16 protein-coding genes are annotated in these 18,194 nt (G+C 73.8%); 9 read left to right on the top strand and 7 right to left on the bottom strand.

The window, feature by feature from the left end; genetic code table 11:
- The first annotated feature begins 55 nt into the window (after positions 1 to 55).
- From L1885_RS09830 to L1885_RS09820, 3 genes are all read left to right on the top strand, one after another.
- Complete coding sequence (locus tag L1885_RS09830) at positions 56 to 1,045, top strand: aldo/keto reductase (protein WP_235796645.1); 990 nt, start codon at positions 56 to 58, stop codon at positions 1,043 to 1,045.
- A gap of 239 nt (positions 1,046 to 1,284) precedes the next feature.
- A complete protein-coding gene (locus L1885_RS09825; RefSeq protein ID WP_372481904.1) occupies positions 1,285 to 2,001 on the top strand; it encodes a GntR family transcriptional regulator in 717 nt (238 codons plus the stop codon).
- Between the two features lie 208 nt (positions 2,002 to 2,209).
- Entirely contained in the window at positions 2,210 to 3,175 is a 966-nt protein-coding gene (locus L1885_RS09820; protein WP_235796641.1) for an SDR family NAD(P)-dependent oxidoreductase, read from the top strand.
- 170 nt (positions 3,176 to 3,345) lie between these two features.
- Here L1885_RS09820 and L1885_RS09815 read toward each other — a convergent pair whose 3' ends face one another.
- On the bottom strand, positions 3,346 to 5,022 hold the full coding sequence (locus L1885_RS09815) for a bifunctional 3'-5' exonuclease/DNA polymerase (RefSeq protein ID WP_235796640.1): 1,677 nt from the start codon (positions 5,020 to 5,022) through the stop codon (positions 3,346 to 3,348).
- 261 nt (positions 5,023 to 5,283) lie between these two features.
- On the opposite strand from L1885_RS09815, the gene L1885_RS09810 reads away from it, so the two are divergent.
- Both L1885_RS09810 and L1885_RS09805 read left to right on the top strand, forming a co-directional pair.
- A complete protein-coding gene (locus L1885_RS09810) occupies positions 5,284 to 6,195 on the top strand; it encodes an NADP-dependent oxidoreductase (protein WP_235796639.1) in 912 nt (303 codons plus the stop codon).
- A 203-nt stretch (positions 6,196 to 6,398) separates the two neighbouring features.
- Positions 6,399 to 6,986 (top strand): ATP-binding protein, encoded by a 588-nt coding sequence (locus tag L1885_RS09805; protein WP_235796638.1) that lies wholly within the window; start codon positions 6,399 to 6,401, stop codon positions 6,984 to 6,986.
- Positions 6,987 to 7,297: 311 nt separating this feature from the next.
- Here L1885_RS09805 and L1885_RS28865 read toward each other — a convergent pair whose 3' ends face one another.
- Positions 7,298 to 7,894, bottom strand: a complete 597-nt coding sequence (locus L1885_RS28865; protein WP_268983885.1) for a hypothetical protein — start codon at positions 7,892 to 7,894, stop codon at positions 7,298 to 7,300.
- A gap of 1,007 nt (positions 7,895 to 8,901) precedes the next feature.
- On the opposite strand from L1885_RS28865, the gene L1885_RS09795 reads away from it, so the two are divergent.
- Positions 8,902 to 9,144: a DUF397 domain-containing protein gene (locus tag L1885_RS09795; RefSeq protein WP_235796637.1), complete on the top strand. Its 243-nt coding sequence runs from the start codon at positions 8,902 to 8,904 to the stop codon at positions 9,142 to 9,144.
- A gap of 238 nt (positions 9,145 to 9,382) precedes the next feature.
- Here L1885_RS09795 and L1885_RS09790 read toward each other — a convergent pair whose 3' ends face one another.
- Positions 9,383 to 9,922 (bottom strand): ATP-binding protein, encoded by a 540-nt coding sequence (locus L1885_RS09790; RefSeq protein WP_235796636.1) that lies wholly within the window; start codon positions 9,920 to 9,922, stop codon positions 9,383 to 9,385.
- Between the two features lie 317 nt (positions 9,923 to 10,239).
- Between L1885_RS09790 and L1885_RS09785 the strand changes: the two genes are divergently transcribed.
- Both L1885_RS09785 and L1885_RS09780 read left to right on the top strand, forming a co-directional pair.
- Positions 10,240 to 11,112: a Sco1979 family transcriptional regulator gene (locus L1885_RS09785; protein WP_372481903.1), complete on the top strand. Its 873-nt coding sequence runs from the start codon at positions 10,240 to 10,242 to the stop codon at positions 11,110 to 11,112.
- A gap of 74 nt (positions 11,113 to 11,186) precedes the next feature.
- Positions 11,187 to 12,653: an aldehyde dehydrogenase family protein gene (locus tag L1885_RS09780; RefSeq protein ID WP_235796635.1), complete on the top strand. Its 1,467-nt coding sequence runs from the start codon at positions 11,187 to 11,189 to the stop codon at positions 12,651 to 12,653.
- 241 nt (positions 12,654 to 12,894) lie between these two features.
- Here the strand turns inward: L1885_RS09780 and L1885_RS09775 are convergent, their stop codons facing one another.
- Positions 12,895 to 13,743, bottom strand: coding sequence for an alpha/beta fold hydrolase (locus L1885_RS09775; protein ID WP_235796634.1), 849 nt, complete (start codon positions 13,741 to 13,743; stop codon positions 12,895 to 12,897).
- Between the two features lie 122 nt (positions 13,744 to 13,865).
- On the opposite strand from L1885_RS09775, the gene L1885_RS09770 reads away from it, so the two are divergent.
- A complete protein-coding gene (locus tag L1885_RS09770; RefSeq protein WP_235796633.1) occupies positions 13,866 to 14,456 on the top strand; it encodes a TetR/AcrR family transcriptional regulator in 591 nt (196 codons plus the stop codon).
- Positions 14,457 to 14,533: 77 nt separating this feature from the next.
- Here L1885_RS09770 and gad read toward each other — a convergent pair whose 3' ends face one another.
- The 3 genes from gad to L1885_RS09755 all read right to left on the bottom strand — a co-directional run bounded on the left by gad (position 14,534) and on the right by L1885_RS09755 (position 18,048).
- Positions 14,534 to 15,979 carry a glutamate decarboxylase gene (gene gad / locus L1885_RS09765; RefSeq protein ID WP_372481902.1) on the bottom strand — a complete coding sequence of 482 codons (1,446 nt, stop codon included), beginning with the start codon at positions 15,977 to 15,979 and terminating at the stop codon, positions 14,534 to 14,536.
- Positions 15,980 to 16,100: 121 nt separating this feature from the next.
- Complete coding sequence (locus tag L1885_RS09760; RefSeq protein WP_372481901.1) at positions 16,101 to 17,378, bottom strand: ion channel protein; 1,278 nt, start codon at positions 17,376 to 17,378, stop codon at positions 16,101 to 16,103.
- Positions 17,379 to 17,676: 298 nt separating this feature from the next.
- Positions 17,677 to 18,048 (bottom strand): YbjQ family protein, encoded by a 372-nt coding sequence (locus L1885_RS09755; RefSeq protein ID WP_235796631.1) that lies wholly within the window; start codon positions 18,046 to 18,048, stop codon positions 17,677 to 17,679.
- Positions 18,049 to 18,194: the final 146 nt, after the last annotated feature.

Raw genomic sequence — 18,194 nt, 5'->3', positions numbered from 1 at the left:
GTCCCCGGACGCGGAGGCGGGCGGACCGTCGTCCCCGCGCGCCGGCGGGCAGCCGCTGCCCGCGGAGGCGTTCGGCCGCTCGGGGCTGCCGGTCACGGCCCTCGGCTTCGGCGCGGCGACCCTGGGCGGGCTGTTCGCGCCGATCTCGGACGAGGAGGCGCACGCCGCGCTCCAGGCGGCGTGGGACGCGGGCATCCGCTACTTCGACACCGCGCCGCACTACGGCGTCGGCCTGTCGGAGGAACGCCTCGGGCGCTTCCTCGCCGACAAGCCGCGCGACGCGTACGTGCTGTCCACGAAGGTCGGCCGGCTGCTGGAGCCGGGTCCGGGCGGGCCCGGGGACGTGCAGGGCGCCGACGGCTTCCACGGCACGCCCAACCGGGTGCGCGTGCGCGACTACAGCGCCGACGGGGTGCGCCGCTCGCTGGACGCGAGCCTGGAGCGGCTCGGCCTCGACCGGATCGACATCGCGTTCATCCACGACCCCGACGACTACGTCGACCAGGCGCTCACCGAGGCGTACCCGGCGCTCGCGGCGCTGCGCGAGCAGGGCGTGCTCGCCTCGGTCGGCGTGGGCATGAACCAGGTGGCGGTGCCCACCCGCTTCGTGCGGGAGACCGACCTCGACTGCCTGATCGTGGCCGGCCGCTACACCCTCCTGGACGGGTCCGCGGCGGCGGAGCTGCTGCCGCTGTGCGCGGAACGGGGCGTGGACGTCGTGGGTGCCGGAGTCTTCAACAGCGGGCTGCTGGCCACGCCGGAGGAGAACCCCACCTTCGACTACGCCGCCGCGCCCGAACCGCTCGTCGACCGGGCCCGGGCGATCGCCGCGGTCTGCGCGCGCCACGGCGTGCCGCTGCCGGTGGCCGCGCTGGCCTTCGTACGGGCGCACCCCGCGGTGCGCACCGTGCTGGCGGGCATGCGCAGCGCGGCGGAGGTGCGCCAGAACGTCGCGTCCGTCACCACCGACGTGCCCCCGGCGCTCTGGGAGGAACTGCGCGCCGCGGACCTCCTGCCGAAGGGCGCGGTCCTGCCGGGCGCCTGACGAGCGGGCCGCCGGCGGCCGGCGGCCCGGGGGCCCGTTCCACGGCGGCCCGGTGGCGCGGAGGCCGGTCTCCTGACACCCGGCCTCCGCGCCGCCGGGCGGAGCGCGCCGGCAGCCCGCGGCCCCGGCCGCGCCGCCGGGTCGGGTCGCGTCGCATCGATCGGCAGATCCTATAGAATCTCGTACTCGGAATCCGGTACGCGGAATCCCGGCGGCGAGCGGTGGAGGAGTGGGGGCCGATGGGCGACGCGGACAGCGGTACGCACGCGGCGGCGCATCCCGAACCCGCCGGGCAGCCCCGCCAGGTGCTTGCCGACAGCGTGTACGAGGCCGTCAAGGCGATGGTCATGGACCACGAGATCCAGCCCGGCGCCCGGGTCGGGATCGAGGCGCTGGCCCGCGCCCTCGACGTGTCGCCGACCCCGGTGCGCGAGGCGCTGGCCCGGCTGGAGGCCGACGGGCTGGTCACGAAGCGCTCGCTGGCGGGCTACCGCGCGACGGAACTCCTCACCCCCGCCGGCCTCGACGAGCTGTTCGAGATGCGCCTCCTGCTGGAACCCCGCGCCGCGGCGCTGGCGGCGCAGCACGCGGACGACACCGAACTCGACGCGATCGAGAACCTCGTGGAGGAGATGCGCCGCCGCCCCGGCACCGGTGACCGGTATGCCGTCTACCGCGGCTTCGCCGCCCTCGACCAGCGCTTCCACGACACCGTCGCGCGGGCCTCGGGCCGCGTCCTGCTCGCCGAGGCCGTCGGCCGGCTCCACTCCCACCTGCACATCTTCCGCCTGGGCAGCATCGCGGGCGCCGGGCCGCTGACCCTCGCGGAGCACGACCGGATCCTGCGGGCGATCCTGCGCCGGAGCCCCGAGCGCGCGGCGGACGCCATGCGCGACCACCTCACCGCGAGCCTCGAGCGCCAGCACGGACGGGGCCCGGCGGGCGAGGGGAGCTGAGCCGGCGCCGGTCCGGCGCGGCTCGTCCGCAGCGGCCGGTGCGAACGGCGGGCGCGCTCCGACGCCGGGGCGGCCCCGTGTCGGGCGGATGCGGGTCGTCCGGCCGGGGTGTCGGCGGCGTGTCGGAGCCCCGTAGGCGCCGGCTGGAACCGTGGGTGCTCCTCACGCGGCCAGCAGCCGCGCCCCTCGTCAGCAAGGAGCCCGCCCGATGCCGTCCGCGCCCGCCACCCCGCCCTGGAACCCGGACCGACTGCCCGGGGCCGACGGCCGCGTCTTCCTGATCACCGGCGGCAACGCCGGCATCGGGTACTTCGTGGCGGAGCAGCTTGCGGCCACCGGGGCGACCGTCGTGCTCGGCAGCCGCGACCCGGCGAAGGCCGAGATCGCGTCGGCCGTCCTGCGCGCGCACGTCGCGGGAGCGCGGGTGCGCGCCGTGCGGCTCGATCTCGCCGACCTCTCGTCCGTACGAACGGCGGTGGAGTCGCTGGGCGTGGAACGGCTCGACGCGGTCGTCCACAACGCCGGTGTCGCGCTGGACGAGCCGCCGCGCAGGCGGACACGGGACGGCCACGAGCTCATGTTCGGCACGAATCACCTCGGGCACTTCGCGCTCACGCGGTGGCTGATGCCGCTGCTGTCGGCCGCGCCGGCCGCCCGCGTCGTGACGGTGGGCAGCTTCGCGGCGAAGTCGGAGCGGATCGACCCCGACGACCTGCAGTCCGAGCGGGACTACCGGCCCAAGCGCTCCTACGGGCGCTCCAAGCTCGCCCAGATGTACTTCGGCGTGGAGTTCGACCGCCGCCTGCGCGCCGCCGGCAGCACGGTGACCAGCGTCGTGGTCCACCCGGGCGGCGCCCTGGACGCCCTCACCACGCCGCGGCCCCCGATCCAGGAGCGGACGGCGGCCTCCCGGCTGCGGGCGGCGCCTGCCGCCCTGCTCGTCCAGGGCAAGCACGCCGGCGCGTGGCCCGCGGTACGGGCGGTGCTCGACCCGGCCGTGGAGGGAGGCCAGTTGTGGGGACCGCGGTTCTTCGGCCTGCGCGGCGGACCCCGGCGCGAGCAGGTGTGGCCCCACCTCGCGGACCCCGGTGTCGCGGCGCTCGTGTGGGACGCGAGCCGGGAGCTGACGGGCGTGGACCCCAGCGCCCTTCCACGCTCCCCGGAAGCCAGGTGAACTCCCGGGAGCCGTGCTCCGTCCGTCCCGCCGCCGTTCAACCGTCCTCCCGGGAGACGCCGGCCCGGCCGTGGCCCACCGTGATCCGCCCCGGGCCGTGACCCGTCCCGCCCCCGGCCATGACCCGTCAGCCCCCGGCCGTGACCCGTCCCGCCCGCTCCGTGCGCGGTTCACTTCGCGTCCGAGTAGCGCTCCACGACCGCCGTGGTGAACGCGAACCGCACCGGCGTCGGGCCGAACGCCGTCGTGCCGGCCGTGTCCGCCGCTGCCTGGACGGCCTTCGCGACGGCCTCCGCCTCCTCGGCCGGGCAGTGCACGATCACCTCGTCGTGCTGGAAGAACACCAGCTCGGCCCGCATCCCTGCGAGCGCGCCGCGCAGCGCCGCCAGCATCAGCAGCGCCCACTCGGCCGCGCTGCCCTGGACCACGAAGTTGCGCGTGAAGCGGCCCCAGGCCCGCGCCGTGGACCCCGCCGGGGAGGGTCCGGCGGGGGCGTCGTCCTGCGGGATGCCCGCCTCGTCGTCCTCCGGTGCGCCCGCCGGGCGGGGGCTCGTGCGGCCGAGCCAGGTCCGCACGAGGCGGCCCTCCTCGCCCGCGTGCGCCGCGTCGTCCACGTACGCGACGGCGCGGGGGAAGCGGCGCCGCAGGGCGGCGAGGTTCTTCAGGCCGTCGCCCGAGGTCTGCCCGTAGATCGCGCCCAGCAGCGCGATCTTGGCGCGCGAGCGGTCCCCGGCGAAGCCGCGGTCCGACAGCGCCGTGTAGAGGTCCCCGGTGTGGCCGGAGGCCTCCATCAGCCCCGGGTCGCGGGAGATCGCCGCGAGCACGCGCGGCTCCATCTGCGCCGCGTCCGCCACGACCAGCCGCCACCCGTCGTCCGCGACGACGGCCCGGCGCAGCACGCGCGGGATCTGCAGCGCCCCGCCGCCGTTCGTCGTCCAGCGGCCGGTGACCGTGCCGCCGGGCTGGTACTCGGGCCGGAAGCGTCCCTCCCGCACCCAGTCCTGGAGCCAGGCCCAGCCGTTGGCCGTCCAGATGCGGTACAGCTTCTTGTACTCGATCAGCGGCCCCACGGCGGGATGGTCGATCTTCTCCAGCTCCCAGCGCCGGGTGGACTTGATCCGCACGCCCGCCCGGGCGAACGCCTTGACCACCTCCGCGGGCAGGTCCGGCCGCACCCGGTGGCCGAACGCGGCCGAGACCGCGTCCGCGAGCTCGGCGAGGCGGCGCGGCTCCCCGCCGCCCGCGTAGCGCTCGCCGAGCAGTTCGTCGAGCACGTCCCGGTGCAGATCGGCCCGCCAGGGCAGCCCCGCGGCGTGCAGGTCGCCCGCGACGAGCATGCCCGCGGACTCGGCCGCCGTCAGCAGCCGCATCCGGCCCGGGTGCTCCGCCAGGTCGTGGCGGCGCTGCTGCTCGGCGTAGACGGCGAGGAGCCCCTCGAACGGCACGTCCGACCCGGCCCTCGGCTCGAACAGCGACGACTGCGAGCCCGGCTCGGCGGAGCGCGGCGGGGGATCGGACGGCACCGGCGCCCGCCGCAGCCTGGCCCAGGCCGCGGCCGCCGACCGCGGCTCGCCGAGCCGCCCCTCGTGTCCGAGCAGCAACTGCTCGGCGGCCTCGATGTCGTAGCACCGCTCGACGCGCACCCCGGCCGCGCGCAGCCGCGGATAGGTCTCGGCCGTCGAGCGCCACACCCAGCGCGCCACCCCGGGCCGCGCGCGCACCGCCTCGGCGAGGTCGGGCTCCCGCACGGCGGGCCCGGCCGCGCGGCCGTCGGCGGCGAGCGGCGCGAGCAGCGCGCCCCCGTCCTCCAGCGGCGCCAGCGCCCAGCGCGCGGTGTTCCCGGTCATGGGATCGAGTCTCGCAGCCGGGTACGACAACGGGCGGCCGGCGGCGCCGGTCACCGGCACTTCCGGCCCTTTCCCCGGCGGCGCGGCTTCCCCCGCACGGCGCCGCGTCCGTCCGCCGCGGCGAAACGCCGGAGTTCCGGAACGCGGGAACAAAGCCGCGGGGCCCGATACTTGATATCTCAAGTGAGTCGACGGTCCTCCGGGGCCGGAAGCTGACGGGGACAGCAACTTCCACGAGCGACGCAACAGGCGGAGGCCACGATGAAGGCGACTGTGTACGAGGAGTTCGGCGGGCCCGAGGTGCTGCACGGCGGCGAGATCGAAGCGCCGCACCCGGGCCCCGGCCAGATCCGGGTCCAGGTCAAGGCTGCCGGCGTCAATCCGATGGACTGGAAGATCCGCCACGGATGGATGCAGCAGATGATGAAGACCGAGTTCCCGGCGGTCCCCGGCCTGGAGGTCGCGGGCGTGGTGGACGAGCTCGGCGAGGGCGTCGGCGACTTCGCGGTCGGCGACGAGGTGGTCGGCTGGGGCACGGCCGCGTACGCCGAGCACGCCCTCATGACGATCGCGGCCAAGAAGCCCGCCGGCGTCTCCTGGAACGAGGCCGTCGCGGTGCCCGTCGCCGGTGAGACCGCACGCCGCGTGCTCGGCGAACTCGGCCTGCGCAGCGGCGAGACGCTGCTGGTCCTCGGCGCCGCCGGCGCCGTCGGCTCGGTCGCCGTGCAGCTCGCGGTGGCGCTCGGCGCGACCGTCGTCGGAACCGCCTCCGAGGCCAACCACGCGTACGTGCGCGAGCTGGGCGGCACGCCGGTCGCGTACGGGAAGGGCCAGGTCGAGCGGGTGCGCGCCGCGGCACCGCAGGGCGTGGACGCGGTGCTCGACACCGCCGGCAAGGGCGACCTGCCCGACGCGATCGAGGTGCGCGGCGGCACCACGGACCGCGTCGTCACCATCGCCGACATGGACGCGCAGAAGCTGGGCGTCCCCTTCTCCGCGGGCGGCACCTCCAAGGAGCAGCAGCGCAGCGACCTGGCCGCGAACCTGGAGCTGGCCGCGGGCGGCGCCCTGCGCCTGCGCGTGGCCCGCACGTACGGTCTCGACGAGGCGGCCGACGCGCACCGCGAGAGCGAGGCCGGACACGCGCGCGGCAAGCTGGTGATCGTCCCGTAGCACCGGCGCGCGGCGGCCCTCGGCACCGGCGCGCTGCGGCTCCCGGGTCCCGTGCGGGTACGCAGGGCCGCCCGGCGTCCGACCGTCGGCCGGGCGTGTCGCCGCGGCCGTGCGGAAGTGACCTCGTACGGCGGTGGCAGAGCGGCGTCGCTCTCGGGCACCATGGGTTGCTTTACGTGACCCGTCGATGTCCGAGAGTGACGATGCTCACCGACCGTGGACTTGTGCACGACGTCTTCCACCCGCAACGCCCCTGGCTCCCGCTCAGCCGGCTGCCCCTGCCGCACAAGCCGGAGGCGGTCTTCGGGGCGCGAAGACACGCCCGGGAACTGCTGGCGGCCCGGTGCGTGGACGGTGATCTCGCGGCGACCGTGGAGCTCGCCGTCAGCGAGCTGGTCACCAACGCGGTGCGCCACGGGGTCTGCCCCTGCGGCTGCACCCGCGGCTCCGTCTGGCTGGCGCTGCTCGCGGCCGGCGAGCGGCTGCGTGTCGAGGTCGGCGACCCCTCCCGCACGCCCCCGTGCTGGCCCACCGGTATCGAGGCGGTCGACGCGGAGGCGGTCGACGGGCGCGGCCTGTTGCTCGTCACCGGTCTGGCCACCGACTGGGGCGACCACGCGCGGGGGCGGCGCGGCAAGGTCGTGTGGTGCGAGTTCGCACCGGTCCCGCAGCTGCCGGCCGCCCGCCCCGGCGCGCCCGGCCCTGCCGAGGCGCCGCCGGAGCCCCCCGCGTGCTGCCGGATCGGACGCCCCGCGTCCGGCGTGCTGCCGGGCACCGCCGCTTCCTGCTGACCGGGAGCCGCGCCGGTCGGCCCGTTCCGCCCCCGGCCTCCCGTCCCTGTTGTGCCCCCTCCCGCACCGCCCTCGTCCTCCTCCTGCCGTTTCGTCGTCCACAGCCTGTGGACAACGGACCGGTGTCCGGGCCGTGGCGCCCGGCCGGGCGCATGCGGGCGGGCGTGGGGACGGACACCCGGAGACGGACGCACGGACGTCCGGGCGCCGGACGGGTGAACGGGCCGCCGCCGGGGCGGACATGGCGCCACGCGCGGAAGGGCGGGGCGGACGCGGGGGCCGCGCGGTGCGGGGGCGCCTTCGGCCGGGGACTACCGCGCCGAGGGCCCCACGGACGGCAGCCCGGCGGAGGGCGGCGTCCCGGAGGGGAGGGAGGGCAGGCCCGACGGAAGTGACTTCATCCTCTTGAGGGTGTCGCGCTTGGTGTCGCCCCAGGCGATGACCGCCGTGCTGCCGTCGTTGGACTGGACGATGCCCATCACGCGGTTCTTGTCCCCGTCCGTGCACGTCATCGACAGCATGGGAACGCCCATCTCCTGGATGGTGCCCTGGCAGACGTGTCCGTCGGCGATCACGGCCGCCTGGACGCCCTGGACCGCCAGGGTCACGATGCTGCCGTCCGTCTCGCCCTGCCAGGTGCCCTTGAGCTTGGCGGCGACCTGGTCCACGGTCTCCTGGCCCGGGGCTGATCCGGCCGCGGAGGACGACGGGCTCCCGCTCGGCCCGGAGGGCGAGGCGGAGGCGGGCGGCTTCGCGCCGCCGTCCGTGGCCGCGGGCGCGCTGCTGCCGCCCGCCCCGCCCGCGTGGGCGGGCGCCTTGCCGCCGGAGCCGCCCCCGCATCCCGTCAACAGCACTGCCGCCAGGGCCGTTCCGGCCACGGCGGCCGCGGTGCCTGTGAGCCTGCGCACGACCACGCCCCCTGAGATACCCGGGGCTCTCCGGCTCGCTCGGTCGAGGAGTTGCCGGATCGCCGGATCATCGGATCGCCGAACGAACGCCAAACTACCAGGACGGCACGACGGCGCCAGGGCGCGAACCGGCGACCCTCCCCGCCCGCGTACCGGTCCCGGCGGGCACCGGAGGGAATGCACTCCTCCACCGGCACCGGGAGGAACGGGCGCACTCCTCCACCGGCACCGGGAGGAACGGGCGTCCGGCCACGCCCCTGCCGCACACCCGTCCGCGCCCGGCGGCGGGTCGGCCCGGCGGACCGCGGGCGGCTCCTCGTCCCGGTGTACCGCTCGCCGCGCTCGTGCCTGTCGGACCGCCCGCCGTCCGTCGCGGCGGTGACGGGCCGTCCCACCGCGAACGCCTTTACGAGGCACCCGGCGCCCCCGCCCGGCGCGCGCCGGTGCCCGCGTCCCGCCGCCCGGGCCCGCGGCGACCGCGCCCCGCCGGGCCGGTACGCCTCCCCGTCTCCGGACCGGTGGCACGCCACCGCCCGAGGCGCCCCCGGGCGGGCCATTCCGCCCGGGCCGGCCCGCCCCGAACGGGAAAACGGGAGGGGCGGGTGCCGGACGTCGACCGGTGCCGCTCTCGGTTCATCACTCATGGCCACTGAATACATGCGCGTCCGGCGTACGGCTTCTTCGGAGGGGCGGAAAGGTGTAGCCGCCCGGTCACCGACTGAAAGCGCGTCAACAAGGCGTTCTTCCGGGAGTGGTCGAAAAGAGCGCGGAAGAAGGCTTTGCTGCCGTATCGATCCTGCGGACACCGGCCCCTAGACCGGCCCGGGCGTCGCCCCAGTCCGGGCGCTCGCCGCGGCCGATCACTCAGCGCGCCGGACGCGTTCCTTAGCGTTTGTAATCATAAGAATACGGCCCGTGCACGTGCATCGGCTCATGCAGAGGCACGTGAACACCGCTATAGTCCCGCTCAGTTAAGACCCCTGTCTCGCAACTCCGGGGAGATTTCAATGCACCACGCATACAACGGCATGGCCGCGGCCGAACTGACCGATGCGGCTTGGCAGAAGAGCGGCTTCAGCAACTCGCAGGGCACCTGCGTGGAGTTCGCCAAGCTGCCCGGCGGCCAGGTGGCCGTGCGCAATTCCCGCTTTCCGGAAGGCCCGGCGCTCGTCTATACGCCGGCGGAGATCGAGGCAATGCTGCTCGGTATCAAGGCGGGCGAGTTCGACCACCTGTCGGCCGCGAGCTGACGGGCCGTCGCGCACGGCTCGCACCACCGCGCGCGGCGGAATCCGGCAACGGCGCGAGCGCCTGACGCTCACGCTGCGTGACCGGGGTCGCGGGCCGAGGCCTTCCTCACGCTGCGTAGCCGTCCGCGTGCCCGCGCGCGGGACGCGCACCGCGCACCACACGACTGCGGACCGGCCCTCGGGGGGCCGGTCCGCAGTCGTGTGCGTGCTCTCGGGGAGGAGGCAGGGGCGCCGGCCGTCAGTCCTCCACCGGCAGCGCGGGACCGGGCAGGGCGGCCCCCGGCGCGTCGGGCGTGCGCAGTTGGAAGACCGCCCAGACGACCTTGCCGCTCAGGGTCCCGGCCAGCGGGTGCCAGCCCCAGGTGTCGCTGAAGGATTCGACGAGGAAGAGTCCGCGCCCCGACTCCGCCGCGCACTCCTCGTCCGGCTCCCGTGTCTCGGGGGTGACGCGGCTCGGGTCGCGCACGGCGCAGACCAGCCGGGTGTTCCACCGCATCAGATGCAGCCGCACGGGCCGGTCCCGGTCGCTGGGCGCGGCGTCCGGGACGGCGTGGCGCAGGGCGTTGGTGACGAGTTCCGAGACCACCAGGGCGACATCGTCGAACCGGTCGTCGAGGCCCCACTGCCCGAGTGTCGTACGGGTGAACTCCCGCGCGGTGCGCACGGCCTCGTACCGTGCGGGGAGCGAGCACGAGGCCGCTCCGGCCGCACCGGAGGGATCGATCGGCGGTAGGCCCTGCCGTAACGGCGCGAGCACGGTCGATCCATTCGTCCCCATGCGAGGCTCCCGGGATTCGGCGGCCGTGACCACACGGCGCGGCACGGGCCCGCGTGGTACGAGCGCAGAGGTCTGCGTCACTCATGGTCGCGAATGCAGCCGGTGGATGCAAGGGCAGATGCACGTGCACGCGCGTTCACCCGCCCGAAGTGTCCGGTTGTCGCACGTTTGTTGGGGTAGGCCGTTCCCGTCGCTTCTTCGCCGACCGCCCTTTCCGTAACCGCATGAGTACGCGGCGGAGCGTTTTGATGGCAGAATCCGGCAGTCGGGGCCGGGGGTACTCCGCCGGGCCGCATGGGATGGGGAGGGTTGACAACGTGACCGCAACCGAATCGGGCGGTTCCGTGGTGCGGCGCATCTTGCTGGGCTCGCAGTTGAGGCGGTTGCGCGAGTCGCGGGGAATTACGCGGGAAGCGGCGGGCTACTCGATCCGCGCATCCGAATCGAAGATCAGCCGGATGGAGTTGGGGCGGGTCAGTTTCAAGACCCGTGACATCGAGGATCTCCTGACGCTCTACGGAGTCACCGGGGAACGCGAGCGCGCCGGCCTGCTCGGCCTCGCGAAAGAAGCCAATGTCGCCGGCTGGTGGCACAGTTTCAACGGCGTCGTGCCGAACTGGTTTCCCAACTACGTGGGCCTGGAGGCCGCCGCCTCCGTGATCAAGGTCTTCGAGGTGCAGTTCGTGCACGGGCTGCTCCAGACGGAGGCCTACGCGCAGGCGGTCGTGACCCGGGGCATGCGCGATCCCGAGGACCGCCGCACGGAGATCGACAGCAAGGTCGAACTGCGCCTGGAGCGGCAGAAGAAGCTGGTCGCGGAGCACCCGCCGCGGCTGCACGCCGTCCTCGACGAGGGCGCGCTGCATCGCCCGTACGGGGGAAAGGACGTCATGCGGGCGCAGCTGGAACACCTCATAGAGATGTCCGAACGTCCCAACGTGACCCTGCAGGTGATGCCGTTCAGCTACGGCGGTCACACGGCGGACACCGGTGCATTCTCCGTACTGACGTTCCCCGAATCCGATCTTGCCGACATCGTATATACGGAACAGCTGACCAGTGCGCTCTACATGGACAAGGCGGAAGAGGTCGCCCAGTACACGGCCGTCATGGATTCGTTGATCAATGACTGCCCCGACCCCGACCGGAGTCGGGAGATCGTGCGCCGATTGCGGGACCAACTGTATTGACGGGTCAGTACTATGAGGCCCACTCAGGAGCCGAACCCCACAGCGACTGCCCTGACAGACAGCAAAGGGATCACATGTCCTACTTCACCGAGCTGGGCCATCAGTTCATAGACGGCGAGTGGCGAGCCGGCAGCGGTTCGTGGGACATCATCGATTTCAACCCGTACAACAACGAGAAGCTCGCCGCCATCACGGTCGCCACGGTGAAAGAGGTCGACGCCGCCTACGAGGCGGCCGCCCGTGCGCAGACCGCGTGGGCGGAGACCGACCCCTACGAGCGCAGACGGATCTTCGAGAGCGCCGTGCGGGTGATCGAGGAGAACACCGCCGAGTTCGCCGAGATCATCACCGACGAACTGGGCGGCAACAGGGCCAAGTCGGTGATCGAGCTGACGTCCGCGATCGAGCACCTGCGCCAGGCCATGGTGACCACCGTGCCGGACGAGAGCGTCTCCTCGCCCTCCCCCGAACCGGGCCGGTACAACCAGGTCTTCCGCAGGCCCATCGGGGTCGTCACGGTCATCAGCCCGTACAACTTCCCGCTGGCCACGGCGATGATGTCGGTGGCACCCGCGCTGGCCATGGGCAACGCGGTGGTCCTCAAGCCGAACCAGAACTCCCCGGTCTCCGGCGGCGGCCTGGTCGCGAAGGTCCTCGAGGACGCCGGCCTGCCCGCCGGCGTGCTCAACGTGCTCGTGACGGACATCGCCGAGATCGGGGACGCGCTCATCGAGCACCCCGTGCCCAAGGTGATCTCGTTCTCCGGCTCCGAGGAGGTCGGCCGGCACGTCGCGGAGATCGCGGCGAGGAACCTGAAGCGCGCGGTGCTGCAACTGAGCAACAACGCCGCGTTCCTGGTGCTGGACGACGTGCGCGGCGAGCGTCTCGACTACGCGGTGCGCGCGGCGGTCAGCAGCCGGTTCGTCTTCCAGGGCCAGGTCTGCATGGCGGCCAACCGGATCCTCGTCGACCGCTCGATCGCCGACGAGTTCACCGAGAAGTTCGTCGCCGCCGTCCGCCGGCTGAAGGTGGGCGACCCGCGGGACCCGGAGACGCACATCGGACCGCTGATCAACTCGCTGCACGTCGAGGCCATGCAGAACACCGTCAAGCAGGCGCTGGCGGAGGGCGCGACCGCGCTCGTCCACGGTGCCTCGTACGGCAACTTCGTGGAGCCGACCGTCCTGACCGGGCTGCCGGAGGACTCGCCGATACTGCGGCAGGAGATCTTCGGGCCCGTGGCCCTCCTCGCCACCTTCGACGGCGAGGAGGACGGCATCCGCATGGCGAACGACACGCCCTACGGCCTCACCGCCGCCGTGCACACCCCCGACCTGGAACGCGGCGCCCGCGTGGCGCGCCGCATAGGAGCGGGGATGGTGCACGTCAACAGCACGACCAACCTCCAGGACGTCACCGTCATGTTCGGCGGTGACGGCCGCTCGGGGCTCGGCCGGCTCAACGGCAGGCACGCCATAGACCTGTTCTCCACCGAGCAGTGGGTGTCGATAAGGACGGACATGCCGGAGGTCCCCCTCTGACCCCGTCCGACACAGGGTCCCGTGCCGACGGGCGGTGCTCCTGCTTGTCGGACGGGCCCGGGGCGCCCGCGGCGAGGGCCGGGGCGGGTTCCGGCCGTCCGGGTCGGGTAGGAGCGCCCCTGGCCCGGCACACCCCGTCGGGGTACGCGCCGAGCGGGGCTCCGCCCGTCCGTCGCCGCCCCCACGGGCCCGGCCCGGGACCGCGGCCGGCCCCCGGCGCCGGGCAGGCGCCCGCAGGCCGTCACGCCGACGGGGTGCGGAGCAGTTCGCCGATCTCGTGGGCGACACGTTCGGGTGCGTCCTCCATGAGGAAGTGGCCCGCCTCCGGGACGACGACGAGGTCGGCATGCGGTATGGCGTCGCGGAGCCGCTTCGCGTACCGGAGTGGCTGCCACTCGTCCTGCTCGCCCCACAGGATGCGGACCGGCAGGGTCAGCCGCGCGAGTTCCGCACTGATCTCCTGCGTGTACTTCGAGTCGTAGTGCCGCACCTGGTGCGCGAAGAAGGAGACGCGGCCCAGCGCGGAGCGGTGCGGCTCCAGGTACGCCCGGAGCACCTCCCCGTCCATGAGTCCCTTGTCGGCGACGGTCATCCTGAGCTGCCGGGTCAGCAGGGCGTCGAACGCGTCCTGCGACATGCTCGCGCCGTCGTCCTGATTCTCCTCGTTCTCCTCGGCGATCTTCCGCCAGGTGGACGAGGGCCACGAGTCGAAGCTGACCGTGTCGATGAGCATCAGCCGCCGCACCCGGTCCGGACGGGCCAGGGAGAACCGCAGGCCGATGGCGCCGCCGATGTCGTGGCCGACGATGCTGACGCGCTCGATGCCCAGCGCGTCGAGGAGGTGCTCCAGGAGGTCCGCCTGCGCGGCGACGGACGTGTCGCGGTCCACCGGCCGCTCGGAGCGGCCGTACCCCAGGAGGTCGTAGGTGACGGCCCGGCAGCCGGCCGCCTCGACGTGCGGTACGACATCGCGCCACTCGTAGGAGTGCGAGGGCGTGCCGTGGAGGAAGACCACGGCCTCGCCCCGGCCGCGGTCCCGGTAGGCCAGCCGCACTCCGTCGACGAGGAGGCTGTCGGTCGAGAGGGTCATGGTGCCTTCCTTGGATTGCCTTGGCGTGCCGGCTGGAGGAAACGCGGCCGGGCGGTCCCGTGCCGTGTCGCCCCGCTCCCCACACTAGGTAGACTTGTCTATCTAGTCGAATCGAGGTCCGGATGAGTGGGACGAAACGGGTGCCGGGCGGACGGCGGCGGCCGGCCCGTGAGCGACTCCTGGCCGCCGCGGCGGGGCGCTTCTACAGCGACGGGATCACGGCGACCGGCATCGACACGATCACCGCCGAGGCCGGAGTGGCGAAGATGAGCCTGTACAACAACTTCTCCTCCAAGGCCGAACTCGTCGGCGCCTACCTGGACGCCCGGCACGAGGAGTGGACGGCGCAGTACCGTTCACGGCTCCAGGAGGCCGAAAGCCCCGGCGACGGCGTGCTGGCCGTTTTCGACACCTACATCGACAGCGCCACCGGGGAGGGCTTCCGTGGCTGCGGGATGTTCAACGCCGCCGCGGAGATGCCCGCGGGGGACGAGGGGCGCACCCGGGTGCGCCGGCACAAGGAAGAGGTCGAGCGCCTGATCGCGGGGCACGTCGAGGCGCTGCTGCCCGGGCGGCCGGACGCCGCCCGGACCGCGGCGGAGCACCTGGCCTTCCTGCTGGAGGGCGCCATGGCGCGCGCCGGCCTCGAAGGCGGCGCCGACCGCCTGCGGCACGCCCGCGCCATCGCGGCAGGACTCCTCGCCCGGCTGTGACCGGTCCGGCTGTGACCCGGCCGGACCGGACGGAGGGGCGCCTGCCGGTCGGCCGGCCGTGGGCGCGCCCGGGCCGGTCAGTGGTGGAACGCCGTCGCGACCGCCTTGTCGCGGTCCAGCGGGTGGTCCTGGTGGCGCAGTTCAGGCAGCAGCCGGTCCAGGTCGTCGATGAGGAGTTCGGCGAGGTCGGCCGAGAAGCCGTTGCGGCACACCACGCGCAGCACCGCCAGGTCCTCGCGGTTCTTCGGGAAGGTGTAGGCGGGCACGAGCCAGCCGCGCTCCCGCAGCCGCCGCGACACGTCGAACACGTCGAAGTTGGAGACGCCGTCCGCGGTCGTGAAGGCGAAGACCGGCAGCTCGTCGCCCTTCGTCAGGGCCCGGAAGTCGCCGAACGCGTCGATGCGCCGTGCCAGTCCCATCGCGATGTCCCGCGACGTCTGCTGGACGGCGCGGTACCCGTCCCTGCCCAGCCGCAGGAACGTGTAGTACTGCGCGACGACCTGCGCGCCCGGCCGGGAGAAGTTCAGCGCGAACGTGGGCATGTCCCCGCCCAGGTAGTTCACGCGGAACACCAGCTCCTCCGGCAGCGCCTCCGCCGTACGCCACAGCGCCCAGCCCACACCCGGGTAGACCAGCCCGTACTTGTGCCCCGAGGTGTTGATGGACGCGACGCGCGGCAGCCGGAAGTCCCAGACCAGGTCCTCGTCGAGGAACGGGGCGATCATCCCGCCGGACGCGCCGTCGACGTGCACGGGGATGTCGAGACCGGTGCGCTCCTGGAGGTCGTCGAGCACCGCGCACAGGTCGGCCACGGGCTCGTACGAGCCGTCGAAGGTCGAACCGAGCACGGCGACCACCCCGATGGTGTTCTCGTCGCACAGCTGCGCGGCTGCCGCCGGGTCGAGATGGAACCGGTCGCCCTCCATGGGCACCTGGCGCATCTCCACCTCCCAGAAGTCGCAGAACTTCTCCCAGCAGACCTGCACGTTGATGCCCATCACCAGATTGGGCCGCGCGGTCGCGGGATAGCGGTCGGCGTTGCGCTTGGCCCACCGCCGCTTGAGGGCCATCCCCGCGAGCATGCACGCCTCGCTCGAGCCCGTGGTGGAGCAGCCCACCGCGCTCTGCGGGTCCGGCGCGTGCCACAGGTCGGCGAGCATCATCACGCACCGCCGCTCCAGCTCCGCGGTGCGCGGGTACTCGTCCTTGTCGATCATGTTCTTGTCGCGGCACTCGTTCAGCAGGACGTCCGCCTGGGGCTCCATCCACGTGGTCACGAACGTGGCGAGGTTGAGGCGCGAGTTGCCGTCCAGCATCAGCTCGTCGTGCACCAGCTGGTACGCGGTCGACGGCGGGATCGGCCCGTCGGGCAGCCGGTGGGTGGGCGGCGCGGAGTTCATCGCGCTGACCGGGTCGGCCTCGCCGTAGAAGGGGTTGAGGGACAGCCGCCGGATCTCGTCGCTGCTCATGGTTGCGGACCGGTCGTCCCGGGTGTTGCGGTCATTGCCCTGGTGCAGGGACATCTGCGGCTCTCCTCAGCTGTTTCCGGCGTGTTCGCGACTACTTTTGCCCTACTGCTGACCTGGTGAAGTCTGAACTGGCGACGTGCTGACCACCCGTTGACCCGCCGTTGACGCGCCGCCGTCACCGGCGCGGCGAGCCGTCGTCCGCCAGCTGCATCAGGGGCCGCCCGGTCACCAGCAGCCAGGCCGGAAGCATCGCGACGCACAGCAGCGGCAGGACCTCGGTGTCCGACGCGAGCACCGCCGCGGTGAACAGGCTGAGCCAGCCCAGCCGGGTCACCGCGAGCAGGACGCCCAGGACGGTGCACGCCACGGCCAGCGTGACGTCGACCTGGCCGACGAGCGCGTGCGCGCACAACCCGAGCGAGACGCCCGCGAAGATCGCGGGGAAGATGCGCCCGCCCCGGAACCCGCAGGCACTGGCGACCACCACCGCCGCCAGCTTCACGGCGGCCATCAGCGCGAACGACCCGGCGGACCAGCCGTTCGGGTCGTCGGCCAGCGTCTTGACCTGGCTCAGCCCCTTGAACAGGGTGAGGTGCCCGCCGAGCGCGCCCAGCAGGCCGAGGACGGCGCCCCCCGCGCCGAGCGCCCAGAACGCGCGCCACGCGCCGCCAGGCAGCAGCCGGAAGGCCCGGTGCGCCCACGGCAGCGCGTACACGGCGGCCAGGCCGAGCACCGCGCCGGCCGACGCGGTGACGAGTGCGGCCAGCAGGTCGCCCCAGCCCGGGTCGTGGAGGCGCGGCAGGTCGAGGTCGAAGCTGGGCTTCGCGATCAGCGACGTGGTGAGCGCGCCCGCGCCGCCCGCGACGAGGGGCCCGAACAGCTTGTCCCACAAAGAGCCCGGTGCCGGCTGCGAGGCGATCGTCTCGGTGAGGATCAGCGCGGCGGCGACGGGCGTACCGAACAGCGCGCCCACCGTCCCGGCCGCGGCGAGCGGCAGCCACAGCCCGTCGGGCGCGCGGGGCACCGCCCTGCGGCCGAGCCAGTACACGAGGGCGATGTTCGTCGCGGTGATCGGGTTCTCCGGGCCGAGACTCACGCCGCCCGCGAGGGCCAGCACGGTGACCGCGAGCAGTCCCGGCAGGACGCGCGGCCCGAGCGGCGGGTCGACCAGCGCCGTCGTCGCCGGATCGGGCCCGGCGCCCCCGGGCGCGAAGCGCACGACGAGCCCCACCGCGAGCCCGGTCGCCGTGAGCATCACGACCATCCAGGCCGTCGAGTACCGGCCGATGCCGAGTGCGCCGGGCAGCGCGTCCCACAGCACGTCCTCCAACTGCTCCGCGAGGTCGCTGACCCCGATCAGGACGAGGGCGGACAGGATGCCGACGACGAGCGCGGGCACCACGAGGGACAGCAGGGCGCGCGGGGACGGTGGGTCGGTGGCCACGGGCCACACCGTAAGGGACGAACACGTAGGAAACGCCCAAGAGGACCGCGTTGCGGTGTCCCGGGGATCGGCGGACGGCCGGGGCGGCGAGGGGCGGGCGGCGGGTTGGCGGGACCGGCGGCCCGGCGGGCCGCCGGGCGGCGGGCGGGGGTCCACGGGCGGAGCGGTCCCGGCCTCCCGTGTGCGCCTTCGGGTGTCGCGGGCGTCGCGGGTGTCGTGGGTGTCGCGGGTGTCGTGGGTGTCGCGGGTGTCCGGTCTCCGGCCCGGGTGCCGTGCCGTGCGGGAGGGGCACGGCACCCGGCCCGGCTCAGGCGCCGGCCCTGCGGATCACCGCCCCCGTGCCGTACGCGCAGACCTCCGTGCCGACCTGGGCCGCGTCGGTGACGTCGAAGCGCATCATCAGGACGGCGTTCGCGCCACGCGCCCGAGCCGCCTCGATCAGCCGCTCCATCGCCTGGTTGCGGGTCGCGACCAGGGTCTTCGTCAGACCCTTGAGCTCGCCGCCCACCATCGACTTGAATCCCGCGCCGATCTGCGAGCCGACGTGCCGGGAGCGGACGGTGAGGCCGAAGATCTCTCCGATCACCTGCGTCACCTCGTAGCCCGGCACGTCGTTCGTCGTGACGACGACCACGTCCGCGTCCGGGCTGAGCCCGCCGCTGTAGTCCTCGATGGCCATGCGACCGTTCCCTTCGTCTGCCCCGGTGGCCGGGGTGCCTGTCGTCCCTGTGGTGCATGCGGCGTACGACCCCGCCGGGCGGCGTACGACCCCCGCCGGGCGGGCCGCGGGCGGCCGGCTCCGCGCGTCCGCCGCCCGGCGGTGCG

The organism is Streptomyces fuscigenes, assembly GCF_021556455.1.
GTDB lineage: Bacteria > Actinomycetota > Actinomycetes > Streptomycetales > Streptomycetaceae > Streptomyces > Streptomyces fuscigenes.
The sequence above is the reverse complement of the archived record's forward strand: the minus strand, read 5'-3'. Positions and strand labels throughout refer to the sequence as shown.